Origin of the sequence: Kangiella sp., assembly GCF_014762745.1 — a bacterium.
Lineage (GTDB): Bacteria > Pseudomonadota > Gammaproteobacteria > Enterobacterales > Kangiellaceae > Kangiella.
In genome coordinates this window covers 14607-36288 of the sequence record NZ_JABURJ010000084.1, presented here as the reverse complement: position 1 = coordinate 36288, position 21682 = coordinate 14607, and the positions used below count along the sequence as shown (strand labels likewise).

Annotated in this window: 20 protein-coding genes; 10 read left to right on the top strand and 10 right to left on the bottom strand. The window is 44.3% G+C overall.

Features of this window, described 5'->3' with window-relative positions; translation table 11 throughout:
* Together ftsE and ftsY are read right to left on the bottom strand one after the other, a co-directional pair.
* On the bottom strand, window positions 1–670 hold a 670-nt coding region (ftsE, locus tag HUJ19_RS05940), incomplete at its 3' end, for a cell division ATP-binding protein FtsE (protein ID WP_290622781.1).
* A 17-nt stretch (window positions 671–687) separates the two neighbouring features.
* A complete protein-coding gene (gene ftsY, locus HUJ19_RS05935) occupies window positions 688–1896 on the bottom strand; it encodes a signal recognition particle-docking protein FtsY (RefSeq protein ID WP_290622780.1) in 1209 nt (402 codons plus the stop codon).
* A 130-nt stretch (window positions 1897–2026) separates the two neighbouring features.
* On the opposite strand from ftsY, the gene rsmD reads away from it, so the two are divergent.
* Window positions 2027–2647, top strand: a complete 621-nt coding sequence (gene rsmD / locus HUJ19_RS05930) for a 16S rRNA (guanine(966)-N(2))-methyltransferase RsmD (protein WP_290622779.1) — start codon at window positions 2027–2029, stop codon at window positions 2645–2647.
* A 141-nt stretch (window positions 2648–2788) separates the two neighbouring features.
* Here the strand turns inward: rsmD and HUJ19_RS05925 are convergent, their stop codons facing one another.
* Entirely contained in the window at window positions 2789–3073 is a 285-nt protein-coding gene (locus HUJ19_RS05925) for a peptidylprolyl isomerase (protein WP_290622778.1), read from the bottom strand.
* Window positions 3074–3100: 27 nt separating this feature from the next.
* Window positions 3101–3886, bottom strand: coding sequence for a class I SAM-dependent methyltransferase (locus HUJ19_RS05920; protein WP_290622777.1), 786 nt, complete (start codon window positions 3884–3886; stop codon window positions 3101–3103).
* 17 nt (window positions 3887–3903) lie between these two features.
* On the opposite strand from HUJ19_RS05920, the gene HUJ19_RS05915 reads away from it, so the two are divergent.
* Both HUJ19_RS05915 and HUJ19_RS05910 read left to right on the top strand, forming a co-directional pair.
* Window positions 3904–4746, top strand: coding sequence for an RluA family pseudouridine synthase (locus HUJ19_RS05915; RefSeq protein ID WP_290622775.1), 843 nt, complete (start codon window positions 3904–3906; stop codon window positions 4744–4746).
* A 15-nt stretch (window positions 4747–4761) separates the two neighbouring features.
* Entirely contained in the window at window positions 4762–5349 is a 588-nt protein-coding gene (locus HUJ19_RS05910; RefSeq protein ID WP_290622774.1) for a uracil-DNA glycosylase family protein, read from the top strand.
* Here the strand turns inward: HUJ19_RS05910 and HUJ19_RS05905 are convergent.
* A complete protein-coding gene (locus tag HUJ19_RS05905) occupies window positions 5338–5892 on the bottom strand; it encodes a DUF1415 domain-containing protein (protein WP_290622772.1) in 555 nt (184 codons plus the stop codon). The genes HUJ19_RS05910 and HUJ19_RS05905 overlap by 12 nt on opposite strands.
* A 94-nt stretch (window positions 5893–5986) precedes the next feature.
* The gene (locus HUJ19_RS05900; protein ID WP_290622771.1) at window positions 5987–6322 is read right to left on the bottom strand and encodes a DUF3703 domain-containing protein; all 336 of its coding nucleotides are present in this window, start codon (window positions 6320–6322) and stop codon (window positions 5987–5989) included.
* Between the two features lie 150 nt (window positions 6323–6472).
* Here HUJ19_RS05900 and HUJ19_RS05895 point away from each other — a divergent pair, with 150 nt between their 5' ends.
* The 7 genes from HUJ19_RS05895 (at window position 6473) to HUJ19_RS05865 (ending at window position 16752) form a co-directional block, all read left to right on the top strand.
* Window positions 6473–8974 carry an MMPL family transporter gene (locus HUJ19_RS05895; protein ID WP_290622770.1) on the top strand — a complete coding sequence of 834 codons (2502 nt, stop codon included), beginning with the start codon at window positions 6473–6475 and terminating at the stop codon, window positions 8972–8974.
* A gap of 9 nt (window positions 8975–8983) precedes the next feature.
* Window positions 8984–9775: an outer membrane lipoprotein-sorting protein gene (locus HUJ19_RS05890; RefSeq protein WP_290622769.1), complete on the top strand. Its 792-nt coding sequence runs from the start codon at window positions 8984–8986 to the stop codon at window positions 9773–9775.
* 32 nt (window positions 9776–9807) lie between these two features.
* Complete coding sequence (locus tag HUJ19_RS05885) at window positions 9808–10416, top strand: TetR/AcrR family transcriptional regulator (protein ID WP_290622767.1); 609 nt, start codon at window positions 9808–9810, stop codon at window positions 10414–10416.
* 206 nt (window positions 10417–10622) lie between these two features.
* Window positions 10623–14831, top strand: a complete 4209-nt coding sequence (locus HUJ19_RS05880) for an RHS repeat-associated core domain-containing protein (RefSeq protein ID WP_290622766.1) — start codon at window positions 10623–10625, stop codon at window positions 14829–14831.
* 1 nt (window position 14832) lies between these two features.
* A complete protein-coding gene (locus tag HUJ19_RS05875; protein WP_290622764.1) occupies window positions 14833–15213 on the top strand; it encodes a hypothetical protein in 381 nt (126 codons plus the stop codon).
* A 70-nt stretch (window positions 15214–15283) separates the two neighbouring features.
* Window positions 15284–16449, top strand: a protein-coding gene (locus tag HUJ19_RS05870) for an IS3 family transposase (protein WP_290622763.1) whose coding sequence is annotated in 2 segments (ribosomal slippage) — window positions 15284–15542 and window positions 15542–16449 — 1167 coding nt in all. Because the reading frame shifts where the segments join, the coding sequence is not laid out codon by codon here.
* A 30-nt stretch (window positions 16450–16479) separates the two neighbouring features.
* On the top strand, window positions 16480–16752 hold the full coding sequence (locus tag HUJ19_RS05865) for a hypothetical protein (RefSeq protein WP_290622761.1): 273 nt from the start codon (window positions 16480–16482) through the stop codon (window positions 16750–16752).
* 110 nt (window positions 16753–16862) lie between these two features.
* Here HUJ19_RS05865 and HUJ19_RS05860 read toward each other — a convergent pair whose 3' ends face one another.
* The 4 genes from HUJ19_RS05860 to HUJ19_RS05845 are packed head-to-tail and all read right to left on the bottom strand — an operon-like array spanning window position 16863 to window position 21680.
* Complete coding sequence (locus tag HUJ19_RS05860) at window positions 16863–18404, bottom strand: FGGY-family carbohydrate kinase (protein WP_290622760.1); 1542 nt, start codon at window positions 18402–18404, stop codon at window positions 16863–16865.
* The gene (prlC, locus tag HUJ19_RS05855) at window positions 18404–20449 is read right to left on the bottom strand and encodes an oligopeptidase A (RefSeq protein WP_290622759.1); all 2046 of its coding nucleotides are present in this window, start codon (window positions 20447–20449) and stop codon (window positions 18404–18406) included. Before prlC ends, HUJ19_RS05860 begins: the two co-directional genes overlap by 1 nt.
* Window positions 20446–21255 carry a glycosyltransferase family 2 protein gene (locus HUJ19_RS05850; RefSeq protein ID WP_290622758.1) on the bottom strand — a complete coding sequence of 270 codons (810 nt, stop codon included), beginning with the start codon at window positions 21253–21255 and terminating at the stop codon, window positions 20446–20448. Before HUJ19_RS05850 ends, prlC begins: the two co-directional genes overlap by 4 nt.
* A gap of 26 nt (window positions 21256–21281) precedes the next feature.
* Window positions 21282–21680, bottom strand: coding sequence for an adenylyltransferase/cytidyltransferase family protein (locus HUJ19_RS05845; RefSeq protein ID WP_106647730.1), 399 nt, complete (start codon window positions 21678–21680; stop codon window positions 21282–21284).
* Window positions 21681–21682 lie beyond the last annotated feature (2 nt).

Here is a 21682-nt window from a genome sequence, read left to right as displayed (position 1 = left end):
CTGCCTCCGCCAGTTCGTTACGAATGGTGCGGCCTTCTTTTAAGGTAATGACCGGATGTCGCATACGGGCGATCAAAGCCAGATCGTGCGAAGCAATCAGCACTGAAACGCCGACCTGATTGAATTCCGCGAATAGATTCATGATGTCGGCAGACAGCTCAGGATCCAGGTTACCGGTGGGCTCATCCGCTAGCAGCAGCGGAGGTTTATTAACCACTGCACGGGCAATGCCAACGCGTTGCTGTTCACCGCCAGACAGCTGGATCGGTAATTGCTTTTCTTTGCTAAGTAAGCCTACTTTGTCTAATGCCGCTCTGACTCGTTTGGGAATATCGCGATCCGATACGCCGGCAATTATTAAGGGCAGGGCGACATTATCGAAAACGGTGCGGTCGAAAAGCAGACGGTGATCCTGAAAGATCATGCCGATTTTACGGCGATGGTAGGGGATGTGGCGATCTTTGACCTTGCTGATATTCTGGCCGTCGAGAATGACCTGGCCGCGAGTAGGGCGCTCCATAAGCGCAATCAGTTTCAGCAGGGTACTTTTACCGGCGCCGCTATGGCCTGTCAAAAATGCCATTTCACCAGCAGGCAACTCGAAGCTGACGCCCTTGAGCGCTTCGTGGCCACCTTCATAGCGTTTAAAAACCTGGTGAAATTCAATCATCTGTTATGAGTCGTTAGTTATTGTTCTGAGTTGTCGTTAGTGGCAAAAAGCGCCTGAATAAAATCCTGACCATTAAATTCGCGCAGATCATCAATGTTTTCGCCCACCCCAATGAAGCGAATCGGCGTTTTCATCTTATCCGCCAATGCAAAAATGATACCACCTTTTGCCGTTCCATCCAGCTTGGTAATGGTAATTCCGCTAAGTGGTACTGCTTTATTAAAGTGTTCGGCCTGATTGAGTGCGTTCTGGCCGGTACCAGCATCAACAACCAGCATGGTTTCGTGCGGTGCGCTGGGATCGAGTTTTTGCATGACCCGCTTAACTTTTGCCAACTCGTCCATCAGATTAGACTTGGTATGCAGGCGTCCTGCGGTGTCGGCAATCAAGACATCAATATTTCGGGCCTGTGCTGCTTTGAGCGCGTCGAAAATGACCGAAGCGCTGTCCGCGCCAGTATGCTGGGCAGTAACATGAATATTGTTGCGCTCGCCCCAGACCTGCAATTGCTCAACCGCTGCGGCACGGAAAGTATCACCCGCCGCCAGCATCACTGATTTGCCCTCACTCTGGAATTTTTTAGCCAGCTTGCCAATAGTGGTGGTTTTTCCAACGCCATTAACACCAACCATCAGAATAACAAAAGGCTTATGGGTCAGTTCTAATGGCTTGCTGCAAGGATCAATAATTTCTGAGAGCAGTTCGCGTAAACGCTCCATCAATGCCTGTGGATCTTTGAGTTCCTTGCGTTCTGCCTTATCGGTTAAGTCATCAATAATCTTACGGGTAGCGCTAACTCCGACGTCCGCCAGCAATAATTGAGTTTCAATGTCTTCAAGAAGTTCGTCATCAATTTCCTTGCTACCCAGCACCAGGTTAGCCAGACTATCAGCCAATTGACCACGAGTACGGCTAAGACCGGCTTTGAGGCGTGCAAAGAAGCCTTTCTTTTCAGTCGGCGCTTGGTCTGGGTTTTGCTCGGTTAGAGTAGGGGCAGAAGATTCGATCTGCTCTTCCTGTTGCTCCTGATGTTCGTAAGCTTCCTCGATGTCATGCTCGATTTGTTCATCAAGTTGCTCCTCTAACTGGTGCTCGGCCTCCTCAAGAACCTCCTCTTCAGGAGTCTGCTCGGTTTCGGGATTTGAATTCTGTTGTGAGGAATCTTTTTTGCCAAACCAGCCAAACAGGCCGCGTTTTGATTTATCGTTTGATTTTGAGTCGCTCATGGCAGTGACGGTATCGATGACTTGTTAAACTTTATAAAGGCGTTATCCTATCACTTTCAAGGCAGGTGCGTAAGAGATTTGCAGTCCAAGGACAGCGCAAGCTTGAGCGCCAGAGTAGAAGAGGCCACGTATGGCTAATCGAAATAAGATTGTTGAGCAAAGCAAAAAGAAATCCTCATCACCGCACGCTAAAAAGACTGGCCAGTTCCGGGTCATTGGCGGTAACTGGAAGGGCCGTAAACTGCGCTTTATAGAAGTAGAGGGACTCAGGCCAAGCCTGGATAGAATTCGTGAAACTCTGTTCAACTGGCTACAGAATGACATTCATGGCGCCACCTGCCTCGACCTTTTCGCTGGCTCTGGCGCTATTGGTATCGAAGCCTTATCGCGTGGCGCAACCAATGTTCAGTTTGTGGAGCTAAACCGTAAAGCCTTCCATCAGCTGGAAGAAAATCTCGGGCTGGTTAATGCCGATAATGCCCATGTACTACACGGTGATGCCTTCGATTTTATCCAGAGTAACCAACAAACCTTCGATATCATCTTTCTTGATCCGCCATTCCATAAAGGGATTGCCCAGAAAGTTATCGAGCAACTGGCGCAGGCAGAGTGGCTCAAGCCGCAAACCCTGATTTATATAGAGGTAGAGCAGGGGTTGGAACTGAATGTTCCGAACAACTGGACAGAACTGAAAGACAAAAAAGCAGGGCAGCTACAGTATAAGTTGTTTGAAGTGAGCCCAGGTAACTAGAAGATCTGATAAAACTATACTGTAAATCCAAATCTTGTCATCCCGCGGCTATGACCGCGGGGTCCAGTGACTTTTAAAGCAGCTTGGCGGTAGCTTGATCAGGTAAAGAAGAAATGTGCCTTATTTGACAAGTGAGCGGTTTTAGCTTTTATACAACACTTTAATCAGGTGATAACCAAAGCGGGTTTTGACAGGGCCAATTAAGGGTTTGTCTTCGCTACCTTTGGCGAATACCGCATTATCAAACGGCTTGACCATTTGGCCTCGCTTAAACTCGCCGAGATCACCGCCCTGTTTTTTTGAAGGACACATGGAATGGCGTTTGGCCAGTTGATAGAAATCAGCGCCTTTTTCCAGCTTGGCTTTGAGCGCCAGGGCTTCTTTTTCGGTTTTAACCAGAATGTGTAATGCAGATGCTTTGGCCATGGTGTGTTCCTGATAGGTTTTACAGAGTTAGTTGGGAATTGCCTGCTTCACATACACATCAAAGCGGTTGGCTTTGCTTTCGATGCTCATGGACGGCTTTTGCTGATTGAGATAGGGTGCGTAACTGGGCCGTTTTACGACCACCCGATACTTGGCATGTTCCAGTGCCAGCGGTAACAGCTCATCAGCATCAAGGTCTTCGCCAACCAGCAGTTTGACCAGGCGCATCTCTTTTTTGACCGCAGCACTTTTGTTGCGTGGTGGGAACATAGGGTCGAGATAGATGACATCGGGTTGCTGTTCGGATGATAACTGTGGAATCAGCTCGCTGGCCTGGCCCTGAAACAATTGAAAATCGCGACCAAAAAGCTCCTGAGTATCAGGATGACTGGCGGCACGTTCGATAGCGTCCTGCAACAGAGCCGCTACATAAGGCGAACGCTCGATGAGTCTTAAGCGACAGCCGAGATTGCGCAACTCAGAAGCATCGCGGCCTAGACCACCTGTCGCATCAAGGATTGAGGGCTGCCAGTTATGCTTTAAACCACAGGCTTTGGCGATCTGTTGTTTGCGGCCACCACCATGACTTCGGCGCCAGGCAATGGCACCTTGCGTGAAATCCAGTGAAAAGCCGGTTGCATGTCCCTCCAGCTTGGCGTAAAAGTGTAATACTTGATTGGCATTCTTTGGCTCAAAACAGAAATAGCCAGCAAACTGCTCTAGCTCACCAGCATCAGTAATCACTGGCAAATCAGCCAGCAGCGATGGTGGCGATAAAGAATCGGTTTGATAAAAAGCTAAAGAATGCTTCACAGTTAATAATTCACACGATGATGACAGAACCCGCACAGAATACCATTATTGAGCAACATATAAACCTTGATGACGTTGCTGATCTGAATGATACCAACCCGCTCGAATTATTGGTGCAAGCCAGTGGTTTGTCAAAACAGAAGGTCAAAGATGCTATGACTAAAGGCGCTGTCTGGTTATCGCATGGAAAACAGGCACGGCCTTTGCGTCGCAAAAATGCCAGACTGCGTTTAGGTGAAGAGCTACATCTGTACTATAACGAGCAGGTGCTGAGCGAAACGGTAGCCAAACCCGAGTTGATAGCGGATGAGGGTGATTACTCGGTTTGGAATAAGCCTTATGGCGTTTGGTCGCAAGGCTCCAAATGGGGTGATCACTGCTCCATTGGTCGTTTAGTTGAAGAGCATTTTGACTACAATCGACAGACCTATGTGGTGCATCGCCTGGATAAAGCGGCTAGAGGCTTGATTATTCTTGCTCATAATAAAGAGGCAGCAGCGGCCTTGTCGGCCATGTTCGCCAAACGCACCGTAGAAAAGCATTATCTGGCCTGGGTTAAGGGCCACTTTCCGCACCAAAGCATAACCATCGATAAGCCTATCGATAAAAAACCTGCCAAAAGTATCGTGACCTTGAAAGAATATGATGCCGACAAGGATCGTAGCTTACTGTCAGTGCAGATCCTGACCGGTAGAAAACATCAGATCCGTATTCACTTGGCGTCGCAAGGCTTCCCAATTATCGGCGACCGTCAGTATGGCAATGCCGATGCAGACAGTCCTGATTTGCAGCTGCTTGCCTATAGGCTCATTTTCCAGTGCCCTATCACAGGTAATCAAAAGCAATACCAATTGGAATAATTGGCATCAGAAACCATGAAAAAAGACCAGCTGCTGCTTAAAGAAATTAAAGGCTGCACCATTTGTCAAGACTTGCCGCTGGGTCCTAATCCAATTCTACAGTTCAGTGCTGAAGCAAGAATTCTGGTCGCAGGCCAGGCCCCCGGACAAATCACCCACCACAAGGGACGGCCCTTCGACGATGCGAGTGGTGACCGGCTTCGTGACTGGCTAGGCATTGATCGAGATACCTTCTATGATCCTCAACAATTAGCAGTTGTGCCGATGGGCTTTTGTTTCCCGGGCAAAGGAAAATCCGGTGACCTGGCTCCGAAAGCAATCTGTGCAGAAACTTGGCGCCATAAGATTCTCGATGTTTTGCCTGACATTGAGCTAACTTTAGTTATAGGTAAGTACGCGATGGACTGGCATCTACCCAATCGACAGGAAAAGAACCTCACTGAAACCGTCAAGAACTGGCGTCATTACTTAAACCGAGAAAGACCAGTGTTACCGCTACCTCATCCTAGTCCACGCAATAATATCTGGCTGAAGAAAAATTCCTGGTTTGAGGAAGATTTGTTGCCTGAGCTCAGGCAACGAGTGAATGAGTTATTGCTTTAAGCTGGCTTGCAGGATCTGCTTAAAAATATCGCTGCCTTGTTCGCGTGCAAATTCGATATTTCGCTCTGGAATAGCATCGGGGTCATCAACAAATTCAAGCGCTTTTTCGATGCTCGCTTCGCGAAGTAGATGCAGCATGGGGTAGGGCGAACGATTGGTGTAATTGGCTGGATCATTTTTCAATTGGCCGTCAAAACAGTAATCAGGGTGGAAACTGGCTAACTGGAAAATACCTTCCAACTCCTGCATGGCCATTAACTCATTCGCCATATCCAGCAAATCCAGATAATCCTCAAAATCAGCGAAACCCTGCGGCAGGATCAGTAAACTGGTTTCAATCGAACTGTCCTTCTCAAGTTCCGCGACTGCCGCCATCAAATCCTCTAATGCCGTTTCGATCTTGTCAGCTTCAGACACCCAATAACGAATCGACTGACGAATAAACTCACGTTTAGCAAAGGGACAAAAATTGAAACCAATGACCGAGTGCTCCAGCCAGTAGCGAGTGGCTTTTATAACTGAAGTGTTAGAAGGTTGAGGCATAATAAATTGGGCTTTGAGAAAGTCGGCTAATGATAGCAGAGTTGGTGGTTAATGAGCAGAACTTGTAGGGGCGACCTGCGGTCGCCCACAAAAGCTACTCAAAATAAACCTTTAAATCCTCTGGAATCGGCATTGGTTTAAAAGGCGAAACATTGGCGCCGCCGGTATTTCCTACCGGATATTTACCGAATAATGACCCGGCAGAGCCTATTATTCGAATAATCTGGCCAAAAATTTCAGCCAAATCAATACGTTTGATGCCTATGCGAAACATCCACCAGTGGCTTTTAACGTGGCGCACATAAAAAGGTTGGCTCAGAATATGCGCACGTTCGAAGTGATAAAAGGCCTCGTCTAACTGGCCTTTATAAAATAACAGCTTGCCTTTATTAAGTTCATTGGCAAAAGCCATTCTGAGTTTCTGTGACATGGTTACAACTCCTTGCTAGACCATACCATTATTACATTTGAAGAATTGACAGACTAGTTGGTCTGTAGTTAAATAGCAAGCCTTTCAAACAAGATCTTCATAAGATTGTGAAAACAGCGCAGTCTTAAATCAACGCAGTCAGGATCGACTATGCCAGAGAATAATACCGTTAAGTTTGGGCGTTTTGTGATTAACCATCCATGGCTAATCATCATCGCATCATTATTGTTAGTGGTTGCAACCACGTTCGGGGCTAAATATTTAGAGATAAAGACCGATTATCGAGTCTTTTTTAAGGAAGATAATCCCCAGTTAATGGCTTTTGAGAACATTCAGGACACCTATGACAAAGCCGACAATGCCATGTTTGTCATTACGCCGAAAGAAGGCTCGGTATTCGATCGCGAAACCTTGAAGAGTATTCATTGGCTGACTGAACAGGCTTGGCAGATTCCTTATACCACTCGCGTAGACTCAATCACCAATTACCAGCACACCTGGGTAACTCCTGAAGATGAAGACTATATGCTGGTTGGTGCCTTGCTGTGTATTCCGGATAAGTCATCAAACTTTGACAGTGAGTGTGAGCATGAGTCCGTCACCGAGCAGATGATTGACGGTTTGAGCGATGACGAAATTAAGCGTCTGCAAGATATCGTTTTGCATGAACCCCAGTTACTGAATCGTGTTATTAATCCAGATTCAAGTGTCACAGCGGTTAATGTGACCGTGCAATTGCCTCAGGACCCTGACTTGGAAGGACTGGAAGGTAAGGCCTGGAAGGAGAAGAAAACTGAAATTCTGACTGCAGTGACTAAAGTGTCAGAGCACGTTAGTGAACTACAGACACAGCTAATGGAGCGGAACCCGAACCTTGAGGTGCGTTTGACCGGCGTGGTGATGATGAACAACACCTTCGCCGAGACCGGCAAGAACGACATGATGACCTTAACACCGATCATGTTATTCCTGGTCATTCCGTTAGCGCTCTACTTTATGATTCGCAGCACCAGCGGCACTCTAGCCAGCGTAATTATTATCATATTCTCGATTATAGGTGCATTAGGCGGTGCGGGCTGGCTGGGCATTGCCATGACAGCACCAATGTTCTCGGTGCCGACGGTGGTGGCGACCATGGCGGTAGCGGATTCGGTGCACCTGTTGGTCACCTTCCTGCAGGGCATGCGCCATGGCATGAACAAGCAGGATGCCATGGTGGAAAGTATTCGTATCAATATGATGCCGATCTTCCTGACCAGTATTACTACTGTAATTGGCTTTTTGACCATGAATTTCAGCGAAGTACCGCCGCTTCGTGATATGGGTAATACGGTAGCAGTCGGTGTGACTCTGGCATTTATTTTCTCTATCACCTTCCTGCCTGCTGTGATGATGCTCCTGCCTGTTAAGGTAAGCGAACAAAAAAGCAAAGGCCATCATTTAATGGATCGCTTTGCTGACTTTGTAGTAAACAAACGCAAAATTTTACTGCCAGTGATGGCGGTAGCGAGCATCGCCATCATTGCTGCGATACCGAAGAATGAATTGAACGATGAGTTCGTTAAATACTTTGATGAGACTATCGATTTCCGAGTGGACTCTGACTATACGGCAGAAAATCTTACTGGTCTGTATACGGCTTTTTATAGCATCGACACTAAGACTGGCAGCGGCATTCATGAGCCAGAGTTTATGGCAATGTTGGAAAACTTTGTCGAATACGCAGAGCAGCAGCCAGAAGTGATACACGTACAAAGTTACACCGATGTTATGAAGCGGCTCAATAAAAGTATGAACGGTGATCGTGAAGAATGTTATGCGTTGCCAAAACCATCATTGGAAAAGGGCTGTAATGCAGTGCTGTTGGAAGATGGTGAAGTGACGGAGTTAGAAACATTAATTCGCGAACTGACCGCGCAATATACCCTGATCTATGAGACCTCATTACCACGCGGACTCTCGATCAATAATCAGGTCAATAGTGATAAATCGGCCACCCGTGTGCAGATTTCGCTTGAGAACTTATCCAGTGTGCAGGTGTTGAATCTGGAAGAGCGTTTCAGCCAATGGTTTGAGCGAAATGCGCCACAAATGGAAATCTCAGGTTCAAGCCCGGCCATCATGTTTGCTCACATCGGACAAAATAATATCTACTCAATGCTAAAAGGTACTGCATGGGCATTGGTGCTGATATCGCTGTTATTGATATTTGCGCTAAGATCTTTGAAGTTGGGGCTCTTAAGCTTGATACCCAATATTATACCCATGGCTGTGGCATTCGGTATCTGGGGTCTGTTTCAGGGGCAGATCGGTATGGGATTGTCTGTTGTAACCGGCATGACGCTAGGTATTGTGGTTGATGATACGGTACACTTTCTGAGTAAGTACCTGCGTGCACGCCGCGAGAAAAAACTGCCACCACAGGAAGCAGTCAAATACGCTTTCCACACCGTAGGTATGGCTTTAACCGTGACTACCATTGTTCTGGTATTAGGCTTCTTGGTATTAGGTTTATCCCATTATGTGATGAATAGCCACATGGGCATTCTAACGGCAATCACTTTAGCCGTAGCCTTGATTATTGATTTCTTATTACTGCCCCCACTCTTAATGCTGGGCGGCAAAAAATTGAAAGATAAAGTAGCGAATTAGGAGAAACGCATGAAACGAATACTAGCAAGTTTACTATTGGTCGTTGCAGCTGTGAGCATGACTGCAACAGCTATCGCCGAAACGCCGGAAGAAAAAGGTTTAGCCATTGCCAAAGAAGCCAAAGCCAGAAATACTGGCTGGGGTGATAGTCAGGCAGACATGACCATGATTTTGCGCGACAAAGGCGGCAATGAAGCCGAGCGAATCGTCAAAGTTAAAAGCCTTGAAGTCAAAGGTGACGGCGATAAAGGTTTGAGTGTGTTTGAACAGCCGCGTGATGTCGAAGGTACTGCGTTCCTGACCTACTCACACATTCATGGTAATGATGATCAGTGGTTGTATTTGCCAGCCCTGAAGCGTGTAAAACGAATTTCATCGTCCAATAAATCTGGCCCTTGGATGGGCAGTGAGTTTGCTTATGAAGATTTGTCTTCGTTCGAAGTGGAAAAGTATGACTACAAATTTCTGCGTGAAGATGAGTTGAATGGCGAAAAAGTGTTTGTGGTAGAAATGGTGCCAACCTATAACAACTCTGGCTACAGCAAAACTATTGCCTGGATCGATCAGGAGCATTATCGTGTTCATCGCATTGAGTTCTTTGACCAGAAAAATGATAAGTTAAAAGAACTGAACATGTCTGAATTTAAACAGTATCTGGGCAAATACTGGCGTGCACATCGTCAGGAAATGGAAAATGTACAAACCGGCAAAAGCACGACTATTATATGGAAGGACTATGAATTTAACGTGGGACTGACAGAAGACGATTTTAATAAAAGTAGTCTGAAGCGCGCCAGATAAGCAATAATACAGTGATGGTAAAAGGTAAATCAATGAGTAAAGCAGCGGTAAGAAATCCTGATGCAACCCGGCAAAATATTTTACAGGTCGCCTTTGAAGAAATTCTGTTAAAAGGCTATCAGGGATTGCGCGTGGATGAAGTATTGAAACAAACCGGATTTACCAAAGGTGCCTTTTATCATCACTTTAAAAGCAAAAAAGAACTTGGCCATGCAGTCATTGATGAAGTATTAAAGCCGTGGATTCATGAGCGATGGATTGAGCCATTGAAGCAGGTAAAAGACCCGATTAATGACCTGATTAAAATGATGAATGATTCCCGTGCAGAAATTAATATCAAGGAACTGCATACAGGCTGCCCCCTTAATAACCTCACGCACGAAATGTCACCACTGGATGAGTCATTCCGAGTGCGCATCGTTGCCATCTGGGAAATCTGGTACGAAGCATTGGCGGAAACTTTCGAGCGAGGACAGCAAACAGGTATCATCAGAAAAGATGTTAACCCTCATAACATCGCCCGCTTCCTGATCGCCACCATTGAAGGCATCATCGGGCAGTGTAAATGTTACATGAGTGACCAGGCTTTTGATGAAGCCGGAAAATGTTTGCAGGACTATGTGAAAACATTGAGAGCCTGATAATTAGACACACAAACTTATTGATGCAAATTTGATTTAAATTTCATGAATTAATGCGTATATGCATATATTTTTAGGATATATCTCACAAGTAAAATGGGTGATATCTGAAAAGACTAGCCAAAGAGCAATAATTTCTTGTTCCTGTTCAAATCATGTAATAAATTCCCTAGCTTTATAAATTTAATAATAGTTAGGAAAACAAAGTGAAAAATAAACTAATCGTACTCCTGCTAATACTTTTAAGTGCACCTACATACTCTTGGGATCAACGGGAAGAAGAGGAAGAAGACTTTGAAACTCAAATCGTTCATGGTTCGTCAATTACAGGTTGGTTTGGCGGCTTTGGTGGTATGGCGGGCAAGGGATTCGCTCTAGGAGTTATTATTGGTGGTGGAGGTTCTAGTGATTTATTTCAAGCCGCAGAAACCGTTGATACAGACTCTGATCCAAAACAGTGTACAGAATCAAATCCAATTATAATGGCAACTGGCAACAAAGTGCAGTATGAAACCGACTTTATTGGTAAGGAAGAGTTCCCATTAAGAATCTCAAGAACCTATAACCATTATTGGAATAATGAAAGTGTCTTTGGCAAGAACTGGGTTACTAACTTAAGCAGGAAGCTAACTTTTGTTTATCCTGAGTCGGGTTGTGGCGGGTATGAAGAGTTTAACTCAAAACCATCTTACTGCGAATCAGGCGGAACTTCTTCTAATGAACCAACAGAGATTTATGCTTATAGACCAGACGGTGTAAAACTTCAATTTCATTATGACTCTGCAAAAGGCCATTGGGTTGATAACAAGCCTGACTCAATAAATAAGATTTATAAGTCTGCAAAAAGTGGAAGATGGATCTTTAAAACGGAAGGTAATTTCACAGAAGAGTATTATTCAGGCGGAAAAGTTGTCCGAGTAATTAATCCATCTGGCATAAAGCATGTGTATAGCTATTCGGGAGGTCTTCTAGATAGGATTACTCACTCGAACGGAAGGTTCTTAGATCTAACCTGGTCGAGTGGTAAACTGGTTTCAATCAAGGATACAGCAGGTAATCAATACACATATCGTTACAGCGGTGGTCGCTTAACAGGGGTTACAATACCCGGAACGCCATCTCTCGTAAAGGATTACTATTACACAAATTCAAGCTATCCAGACGCACTTACTCAAATCAATATTAACAATAAAAAATACGCTACCTTTAGCTACCATAGTGATGGTCGAGGTAAGTCAAGTTCACACTGGGCATCAGGTAGTGGTGAGGTAGATAGGCATACCTTCACCTATAGTGGCTCAACTACCACAGTAATGAACCCGCTGGGACATAAAAGAGATTATCAATTTATTACCATGAATGGGGTAAAAAAATTAACTAACGTTAATCGGCAGTATTTTGATGCAAGTTGCCCAAATGCTTCACGAAGTATTACCTACGATGATAGAGGCATGGTAGAAACAACAACGGACTGGAAAGGACGGATAACAGAGTATGTATACAACGATAAGGGTCAGCTTGAGTCTAAGACAATTGCAAAAGGGCGACCTGATGCTCAGCAAATAACTTACACCTGGATAGCTGGCGAAAACAAAGTAAGCAAAGTAGAGCTGGCAGACCTAAAAACAGAATATACCTATAATACTTCCGGTAGAGTAAGCAGCATCAAGCAAACTAACTTGTCTTCTTATGGTGTTGCTAATGAGCAAAGAACTGTAACATACAGCTATACAAATCATTCAAATGGCATGGTACAAACTGTAACTGTTAATGGCCCCAGAGATGATTTAAGTATTGACGACATAGTGACAATGAACTTTGACAGCAAGGGTAACTTAACATCACAGGTAAACGCGCTAGGTCATACCACTTCATTTAGCAACTATGATTTGTTAGGTAATCCAAAAACAATAACTAGCCCAAATGGATTAGTCACAAACCTAACATATGATGCACAAGGACGAATATTAACCAAAACAGTTCAACACCCTAGTGGGAATATGCAAACCAGCTATACCTATAATCCAATGGGGCAGCTATTAAAGGTTACTTATCCAGATGGTAACTACTATACCAACCAATATGATCAGGCTTATAGACTTACAAAAACGACCGATAAGAATGGTGCTTATAAAGTATTTAATTACAATGCTAACGGGAATTTAACCCATACGTCGATATATACCACCTCTACTACCTATGTCATGCCGCCAGGCTGTAGCGGTCCTATAGCTTCTAAGATAGAAGAGCTGAAACTACTCAGAACATTCTTGTATAGTGAATGCCTTCCTACGCCAGTAACGACCTATACAACGCATAAGACAAGTTCATATGAATATGATGCTATGGGTCGATTAAAAGTTGCTAATGGAGCTAACGGTCAAAAATCAGAATATACCTATGATAACAATAGTAATGTTTTCAGAATCAAGGATGCTTATGGAAACTGGACTATTTACGAGTACGATTCATTTAATCGAGTAACTGCAGTTAACGATAAATTAAGAAATGAAACGAACTATACCTATGATAATGCTGGACGTATTGCTTCTGTGTCAGACGCAAGAGGGTTAACCACATATTATTATTACTCAGGTTTCGGTGAGCTTGTGGAGCAGGTGAGTCCAGACACTGGCTCTACACGATACGAGTATAACAAGGCGGGATTAGTTACCAAGATAATTCGAAACAATGGCGATGTATCAACCTTTACCTATGACTCTTTGGGGCGTATTAAGTCAGAAACCCATGGCTCGCTGACTAAAACATATGGTTATGATCAATATGCCAATAGAATTGGTCGTCTATACTATGTAAATGATCCATCCGGACAAACCGTCTATTGGTACGATTCGGTAGGTAACATCACACGAAAGCGCTCAAAAGTAGATGGCATTTACTACAATACTTATTACACCTACGATGGTATGAATCGACTCACTTCAATGACCTACCCATCTGGAAGAAAGACGCTTTATACTTACGATGCTTTAGGTCAGGTATCTCAAGTCAGATACTCCTTAGGCTCAACAGTAAAAAATGTAGCTTCTGGAATAAACTATCGCCCGTTTGGACCTGTCAGTGAGTTAACCTTTGGTAACGGTGCATTAAGACGAATGTATCATGACCAGGACTACAGATTAACAGGAATTTCAACCAGCGGAATTCAAAGTCTAAGCTACACATACGATAAAAAGAATAATATAACCAAAATTACTAATGGTGTGGTGTCAGGAGCGACCCAAAACTATGCTTATGATGCGATGGATCGTCTTACTTCAGTAACAGGTTATAAAGCCAATACATACACCTACGATGCAGTGGGTAACCGCAAAAGTCAGATTAAAAATGGCTCGACCGAGACTTATAACTATAGTGCAAGTAGTAACCAACTGGTATCGGTGGGCGGTAGTTCAATAAGCTATAACTCTAATGGTCAGACACAATCGAAACTGGGCAGCAGCTTTAGCTACAACGATGAGAATCGTTTGTCGCAGCATACTAAAAGTGGTCAAAGTACGACCTATAGCTACAACGCTCTTGGCCAAAGAGTTAAGAAATCGAATTCAAACTCAACAACTCGCTTCTTTTACGATGAGTCAGGTCGTCTAATCGCAGAATACTTAGTAGCCGAGAATAAATGGAAAGAGTATATTTATCTGCATGGGCAGGTAGTTGGTTTTGCCGTCAATGGTGCTTTGTATTATGTGCATAACGATCATCTAGGTCGCGCAGAGCGCATTACTAATGCCAGTAAGTCAACGGTTTGGCGTGCGAATAACCATGACTTTGACCGCGTAGTGGCTTATGGCTCGACTGACTGGTATAACCTAGGGTTCCCAGGCCAATATTATGACAGTGAAAAGGGCTCTTACTACAACTACTTCCGTGATTACGATCCAAAAATCGGCCGCTATATCCAAAGCGACCCGATTGGGTTAGCAGGGGGTATTAATACTTATGCGTATGTGGGAGGGAATCCGGTTAACTTGATAGATCCATTAGGATTAGCTGAACTAAATACTAACTGTACTTGTCACAGTTCTCAAATGCCCGGTGATTCACCAAATATATCAAGAGTTACCAACGTTAATATCAACTTTGAGAATTTAACTATGGATCAGGCTAGACAACTAACAAGTCAAAGTTGGACAAAGGCTTCAATGGAGTATACTGCAGCAGAATTGGTAGTTGCTACTAGTTTAGTTGCTTTTTCAACACCTGTGGCTATAACTGTAGGAGTGATTGGTGCAGCGGGGAATTACTTTGTAGAGGGAGATTATTATGCGCCAGGGATGAGTTCAATTACATATGAGTTAAGTCATGGGCACCATAAAGCCACAGTTACACAACTTACAGATAAAGATGGCAACCTTATAAATGAAATAAGGAAAAATAATTGTGGGGGATACTAAAATGCGAAATAAAATTATAGCGGTTTTAATTTTAATAATTATTGCATGGTTAACCTATGAGAGGGCTATTCCCGCAATTTTTAAATCAAACCAAGAGCTATGGTTAGAAGTAGCAGAAGCCAGTAAAGAAGATTTTGATAGCATAAAAGTAAAGTTTTTACTTTGGAATGGGGCGGATCCGTTGTTTGAACTTAAAGGAACTGATACAACAGTGTACGCAATGGCCTTCCACATTAAGAATGAAGAGTTACTCGGACTTTTATCAATGAAAGTTAACCCTGACGATAAAGAAAGATATTACCAAAGATTCAAACACTTATATGAAGGAGAAGATATAAACTTAAGGGAAATTTTAGTAATACAAGAAAGCGTAAAAAAGTAAAGTTGTAGTGGCACACTAAACCCGAACACCATTTTAAGTGGTAGTATTACCCCTAACAAAGAGGTGTTCAATGAAAAGAAAGCAAAGACGAACGTTCAGTTCAGAGTTTAAATATGACGCAGCGAGCCTGGTACTCGATCAAGGTTATAGTTTTACAGAAGCCTGTCGAGTTCTGGATGTTCATGACAATACTCTGCGCAATTGGGTGAAACAATTAGAGTTAGAACGCGGTGGCCACACACCAAGCAGTCAGGCGCTCTCACCAGAGCAGCAGCGGATCCAGGAGCTTGAAGCTCGCGTAAACCGACTGGAACGTGAAAAAGCCATTTTAAAAAAGGCTACCGCTCTCTTGATGTCCGACGACCTGAAATCTACGCGCTGATAGACCGGTTGAGGGAGCATGAAACAACGGCATTGGTCTGTTCAGCTTTAGGTGTTGGTTTAAGTAGTTATTATGAGCGCCGTAATCGGCGCCCTCAGATAGAGGCAAAGCGACGATTGCTTCGTGCAAGAGTGAAGCGTTTGTTCGTCAAGTCACGCAGCTCAGCCGGTACTCGCACGCTGGTCGATATGCTCAAAGATGAAGGCATTGTCATGGGGCGCTTCAAGGTAGGTCGCCTGATGAAGGAGCAAGGCCTGACCAGCAAGCAGCCAGGGCCTCATGCTTATAGAGTAGCGAATGTTGAGCGACCCGATATCCCGAATCAGCTGAACCGTGAGTTTGATGTTAATAAGCCTAATACCGTCTGGTGCGGTGATATCACGTATATCTGGACAGGTTCAAACTGGCACTATTGCGCCGTTGTCATTGATTTATATAAACGTCGTGTTATCGGTTGGTCGATGTCACCACGCCCCGATACCGAGCTGGCTGTGCGAGCCTTAGATATGGCTTATGAAATGCGGGGGAAGCCAAAAGGGGTGCTGTTCCATAGTGACCAAGGTTCACAGTATGGGGCTCGTAAGTACAGACAGCGACTGTGGCGCTATCAAATGACACAAAGCATGAGTCGTCGAGGAAACTGTTGGGATAATAGCCCAATGGAACGAGTATTTAGAAGTTTGAAATCTGAGTGGGTGCCAACAACTGGTTACTGCTCAGCGGTAGAAGCAAAACGCGATGTGGGATACTTCCTGATGAATTATTACAACTGGGAGCGACCACATCAATTTAACGATGGACTACCACCAGCAAAAACTGAAAAATTAACTAAAATGGTATCCGGGTTTTGTTGACCACTACAGCTGAAAATGTATGAGCTGATTATGAAGTCAGATAAACAATCTATTCATAATGAGTGGCAAATTGAGTATCTTGTCTTTAGAAATGTTGATCTAGACTATAAGCCATACAATGATATATCTTTATTACAAATGGCTGTATCAAAATGCAATTTAGCGCTTTTAAACAAAATAAAGCCGATTGTAACTAAAGAGCAAGAAAATAGAGTTATAAGTTATGCGGAAAATATTTATGATAATTTTCAATGCCCTAATTACACAGAAAGATTAAGGGAACTGTTCCGTAAGAATAGTTAGCTTAACGTTCAGTACGTATAAACCATTGTAACATGATCTTTTTACCTTCCAGTCATAAATTTTATTAGCGTTGCTATGACTGGAAGTTCAACTGAATCAACACAGACAAATTAGTCCATCTTCCTCAACGACTGATAAATCGGTTTCAGTCGTTGATACATTTTCTTATAAACCTTTTCGTAAAGTTCCTGATAGCGTTCGACGTTTAGTGGGATTGGTTGGAAAGTTTCACCTTTGTGGCACATAGCTTTGACTGCATCCTGATAATTGTCAAAAAGACCAATGCCAACGGCGGCGTTGATGGCTGCGCCGAGTGCTGAGGTTTCGTAGGTGTGTGGGCGTGTGGCTGGCAGATTAAAGATATCGGCAGTCAGCTGCATAGCGACGTCGCTTTGTGAGCCGCCACCGGAGACCATTAGTTGATCAATCGGATGTTTCGTTCTGAGTTGAATCGATTCTTTGCCGTCTTTTAATCCGTAAGCAATCCCTTCCAGGATCGCACGATAGACATGAGCGCGAGTATGACCATCATGAAAACCGATAATGGCGCCGCGGGCTTCTGGGCCTGGGACTTTGACACCGGGTGACCAGTAAGGTTGCAGCATCAGGCCATCGGAGCCGGGTGGTATTTGCGCTATCGCTTCATCAAGCAGCTGTTCGGCTGAAATACCCATCTCCACCGATAGATCCTGTTCACGGTGGCCAAATTGTTCTTTGAACCAGCTGACCATCCAGTAGCCGCGATAAATTTGATACTCAATGGTGTAGGCATCGGTCACGGTAGAAGGATAGGGTGGAATAAAGCGCAGCGGTTCAATGTAACGCTGACTAGTAACATTAATGGTGGCGGTGGTGCCGTAACTAAGACAAGCCTGATGATCCTTAATGCAGCCGCTGCCTAACACTTCAGAGGCTTTATCGGCACCGGACGCAATCACCGGTAATCCTTGCGGCAGACCGGTAGATTCACTGGCGCTTTGGCTGATGCGGCCAATCAGCTCACCAGGCTTAACCAGTTCTGGCAACATCTTGAGTTCGATTGGAGCTAGCTGCCATTTCCAGTTATTGTGTTTTTCCCAGCGGTGGTGTTTGTAATCAAAGGGAATATAACCAACCTGCGAAGCGGTTGAGTCTTTGAACTCACCTGTGAGCTTATAGTTTAGATAACCGGACATCATCAGGTACTTATCGGTTTTGCGCCAGATATCGGGCTGATGATGGGCAATCCAGGCCGCCTGGCAACGAGTCTGGAAGTTTTTAATGGTGTCACTAACGCCGACCAGTTTGAACAGATAGGGCCAGGTGCCCTTTAACGGCTTTATAGTTTCCAGTTCACGTTGATCGGTCCAGATAATGGCGGGGCGTAATGGCTCACCGTTCTGATCGAGATTGACTACGGTATTGCGTAGTGTGGTGACGGAAACTGCCTGAATGCTGGACAATTCGACGTTGGGTTGTTGGCCAAGTTTGCGGCAAGCACGGCACAAGGTATTCCAGAAGACTTGCGGATCCTGTTCTGACCAACCTGGCTGGTCGCTGTAATAATTCAGTGGGATTTGAACTTTGGCAACAATCTGACCCTGCATATCAAACAAGATGGCGCGCAGACTTTGCGTTCCATTGTCGATAGCGAGCAGGGTCTTGTCAGTCATTAATGGCCTATTCCAGAGTGTTTTAGTAAGGGTTCAACCGAAGGTTCACGACCGCGGAAGGCTTTGAATAAATCCGCGGGTTCTTCAGAGCCGCCTTTTTCCAAAATGTGGTGAAGAAAATCCTGGCCGACCTGAGGATTGAAAATACCTTCCTCCTCAAAGCGTGAAAATGCGTCGGCTGACAGCACTTCTGCCCATTTATAACTATAGTAGCCTGCCGCATAGCCGCCTGCAAAGATATGACTGAAGCTGTGCTGGAAGCGGTTAAATGCCGGTGGCTTAATGACAGACACTCTTTTACGTACTTCATCCAATGCATGTTGAATCGGGTTGTCTTGCGACAAATCCAGTTCAGTATGAATTTCAAAATCAAACAGTGAGAATTCTAGCTGGCGCACCATTTGCATGGCAGATTGAAAGTTCTTGGCTGCAAGTAATTTTTCGAGTTTGTCCACAGGTAGGCCTTCACCGGTTTCATAATGCTTGGCGATTTTGTCGATTCCTTCCTTAACCCAGCAGAAGTTCTCCAAAAACTGGCTGGGAAGTTCAACCGCATCCCATGGCACACCGTTGATTCCTGACACAGAAGCATATTCAATCTGAGTCAGCATATGATGCAGACCATGACCAAATTCGTGGAATAGAGTCGTCACTTCATCATGAGTGAATAGTGCAGGTTTACCGCCAATTGGACTATTGAAATTACAGGTCAGGAAAGCCACCGGTTTTTGAATGCCGTTCGCAGTGCGACGACGACCAATGCAATCCGCCATCCAGGCACCACCTCGTTTGTTCTTACGGGCGTAAAGATCGAAGTAGAAACTGGCGATATGTTCATTATCGGCATTATAGATATCATAGAAGCGGACATCAGGATGCCAGATATCAACATCATCACGCTGTTCAAAACGGATATTAAATAACTGACCTGTGATATCGAATAAACCTTTTATCACTTGCGGCTCAGGGAACCAGGGACGAAGCTCTTCTTGTGAAATGGCGTATTTTTCCATACGCAGTTTTTCGCTGTAATAAGAAATATCCCAAGCTTCAAGATGATCAAGCCCATGTTGATCTTTGGCATAGGCTTCAAGCTCTGCAAGTTCAGCCTTTGCTTGTGGATGGGATTTATCGGCCAGGTCTTTTAAGAAGTCGATGACTTGCTGAGGATCCTTTGCCATTTTGGTGGCCAGCGATAACTCGGCATAGTTCTTAAAATCTAAAAGCTCTGCCAGTTCCTGACGCAAGGCGAGAATTTCCGGCATCAATGGCGAGTTATCGAATTCTCCAGCGTTAGGACCCTGATCGGAGGCACGAGTAGAAAATGCAGTATAGACTTCCTTGCGTAGCTCACGATCATTGGCGTGCATCATGACAGGCAAATAGGAAGGGAAGTCGAGTGTAATACGATAGCCATCCACTTCAGCCATCTTGGCTGTTTGTTGAGCGGCTTCTATGGCAGATTCTGGGAGCCCTTCCAAAGCAGAGGCATCTTTGAAATCCTTGTGCCAGGCCATGGTGGCATCCAGCAGATTTTGTTCGAACTTGGACGTCAGTTCTGACAGGCGTAACTGAATTTCACCGTACCGTTTTTGTTTATCTTTAGGCAACGCAACACCGGACAATTTAAAGTCACGCAAATCATCTTTGAGAATTTTGCGTTGAACTTTATCGAGCTTTAGTTCATCAGCTTTTTCATTTAGATTTTCAATTGTTTGATAAAGCCCCTGATGTTGGCCCATTTCAGTACCATACTCGGATAGTAACGGCAAACAGCTGTTATAGGCATCACGTATTTCAGGTGAATTAACGGTTGCCTGCATATGGCTGATTGGCGACCAGGCACGGTCAAGACGATCACCAATTTCTTCCATAGGAAGCACAAAGTTTTCCCAGGTCACTGACTCTTTATCCAGCGAATCAATCAGTTCATTAATCTGCTTACGACTATCGTCAATAATGGTTTTGATAGCCTCCTGCATGTGCGAAGGCTGAATTTTAGAAAATGGGGGCAAACCAGTTAGGTTTAATAAAGGGTTAGTCATTGATTTTTAGCCTTTTCTGAATCTTGTGTTCGAGAATGTTTTTGACGTTGATGATAGGAATAAAGTTTCGCTTCTTTTAAAAATGCATAGTGGGCGGAAAGCTTAGCGAAGATAAAACCGCGCAAGCCGGCAAAGCAATAGCGGTAAATAAAGTAAACACGAATAAATTCCAAAGGAGCTACCAAAAGTAATTTTAAACGAGAGGCCTTTTTGCCTTTATTAAATTTTTCCTGGGCTTTTAGCGTTGAATAGTATTCGTACTTTTTGTTTAAGGTTTCAATATCAGAATAACCGTAATGCTTGAAATAAACTGACGTATGTTTGGTTTTTCCTTGTATTTCAGGCCCTTCATGAACCAGATTATCAAGGTAATATTGAATATGGTCTTTCTTGAATAAACGTGTATTGGTTGGTAAGCGAATCGAAGTAGGGAAAAAGCGGCCTAAGAATAGATCATTGCGGCGACATTTAAGTGCGACAAAGTGATCCTGTTGAATGAAGTTTTTTATTTCTTGAATAAACTCAGAGGTCAGCTCTTCGTCCGCATCAAGGTTTAATACCCACTCATGTTTACATAAGGACATTGCGTATTGCTTCTGTTTGGCATATCCCGGCCAATCGTTATGAACAACTGTGGCTCCTAAGGACTCCGCGATTTGCTTGGTGTTATCCGTGCTGCCACTATCAACCACAATGACTTCATCAAAATCTTTGCAGCTGTTAATGACTCGCGCAATATGCTGCTCCTCATTTTGGGCAATAATAAAAACGCTGACGGGGATTTTTTCGTTTGTGTTTTGGCTCATGTCTTGGTTCATCGTCTGACTGCCAATTATTTGTGTGGAGTATGTCGAACCACTTCGATAATTTCAGTGGTTGAAATCGACGGTGTTCGAGGTAAATATTTGACGTCGCAGAATTGCTTCATTTCATCAAACTTGCCTTGCCAGTCATCACCCATAACAAGCAAGTCAGCATTATACTGCTGGATATATTCCGCTTTTTTTTCCAGTGACTCCTCTAAAAATACAAAGTCGACACAGGTCAGTGCGCTCAATATATGCATGCGATCTTCTTCAGAATAAATCGGATAACGTCCCTTCTTTTCAAAATTCAACTGATCGGAAGAAACGCCAACATAAAGCTCTGTGCCCATGGCGCGTGCCCGTTCAAGAATATTGACGTGACCGACATGAAAAACATCAAAAGTACCAAAAGTGATGACGCGCATAG

Bases quoted from the DNA above. Each gene is read 5' to 3' on its own strand.
- HUJ19_RS05910 (WP_290622774.1), top strand. From the start codon at position 4,762: ATGAAAAAAGACCAGCTGCTGCTTAAAGAAATTAAAGGCTGCACCATT.
- HUJ19_RS05905 (WP_290622772.1), bottom strand. From the start codon at position 5,892: ATGCCTCAACCTTCTAACACTTCAGTTATAAAAGCCACTCGCTACTGG.
- HUJ19_RS05875 (WP_290622764.1), top strand. From the start codon at position 14,833: ATGCGAAATAAAATTATAGCGGTTTTAATTTTAATAATTATTGCATGG.
- ftsY (WP_290622780.1), bottom strand. From the start codon at position 1,896: ATGAGCGACTCAAAATCAAACGATAAATCAAAACGCGGCCTGTTTGGC.
- rsmD (WP_290622779.1), top strand. From the start codon at position 2,027: ATGGCTAATCGAAATAAGATTGTTGAGCAAAGCAAAAAGAAATCCTCA.
- HUJ19_RS05925 (WP_290622778.1), bottom strand. From the start codon at position 3,073: ATGGCCAAAGCATCTGCATTACACATTCTGGTTAAAACCGAAAAAGAA.
- HUJ19_RS05850 (WP_290622758.1), bottom strand. From the start codon at position 21,255: ATGAGCCAAAACACAAACGAAAAAATCCCCGTCAGCGTTTTTATTATT.
- HUJ19_RS05885 (WP_290622767.1), top strand. From the start codon at position 9,808: ATGAGTAAAGCAGCGGTAAGAAATCCTGATGCAACCCGGCAAAATATT.
- prlC (WP_290622759.1), bottom strand. From the start codon at position 20,449: ATGACTAACCCTTTATTAAACCTAACTGGTTTGCCCCCATTTTCTAAA.
- HUJ19_RS05865 (WP_290622761.1), top strand. From the start codon at position 16,480: ATGAAGTCAGATAAACAATCTATTCATAATGAGTGGCAAATTGAGTAT.
- HUJ19_RS05860 (WP_290622760.1), bottom strand. From the start codon at position 18,404: ATGACTGACAAGACCCTGCTCGCTATCGACAATGGAACGCAAAGTCTG.
- HUJ19_RS05890 (WP_290622769.1), top strand. From the start codon at position 8,984: ATGAAACGAATACTAGCAAGTTTACTATTGGTCGTTGCAGCTGTGAGC.
- HUJ19_RS05845 (WP_106647730.1), bottom strand. From the start codon at position 21,680: ATGCGCGTCATCACTTTTGGTACTTTTGATGTTTTTCATGTCGGTCAC.
- HUJ19_RS05895 (WP_290622770.1), top strand. From the start codon at position 6,473: ATGCCAGAGAATAATACCGTTAAGTTTGGGCGTTTTGTGATTAACCAT.
- HUJ19_RS05900 (WP_290622771.1), bottom strand. From the start codon at position 6,322: ATGTCACAGAAACTCAGAATGGCTTTTGCCAATGAACTTAATAAAGGC.
- HUJ19_RS05915 (WP_290622775.1), top strand. From the start codon at position 3,904: ATGATGACAGAACCCGCACAGAATACCATTATTGAGCAACATATAAAC.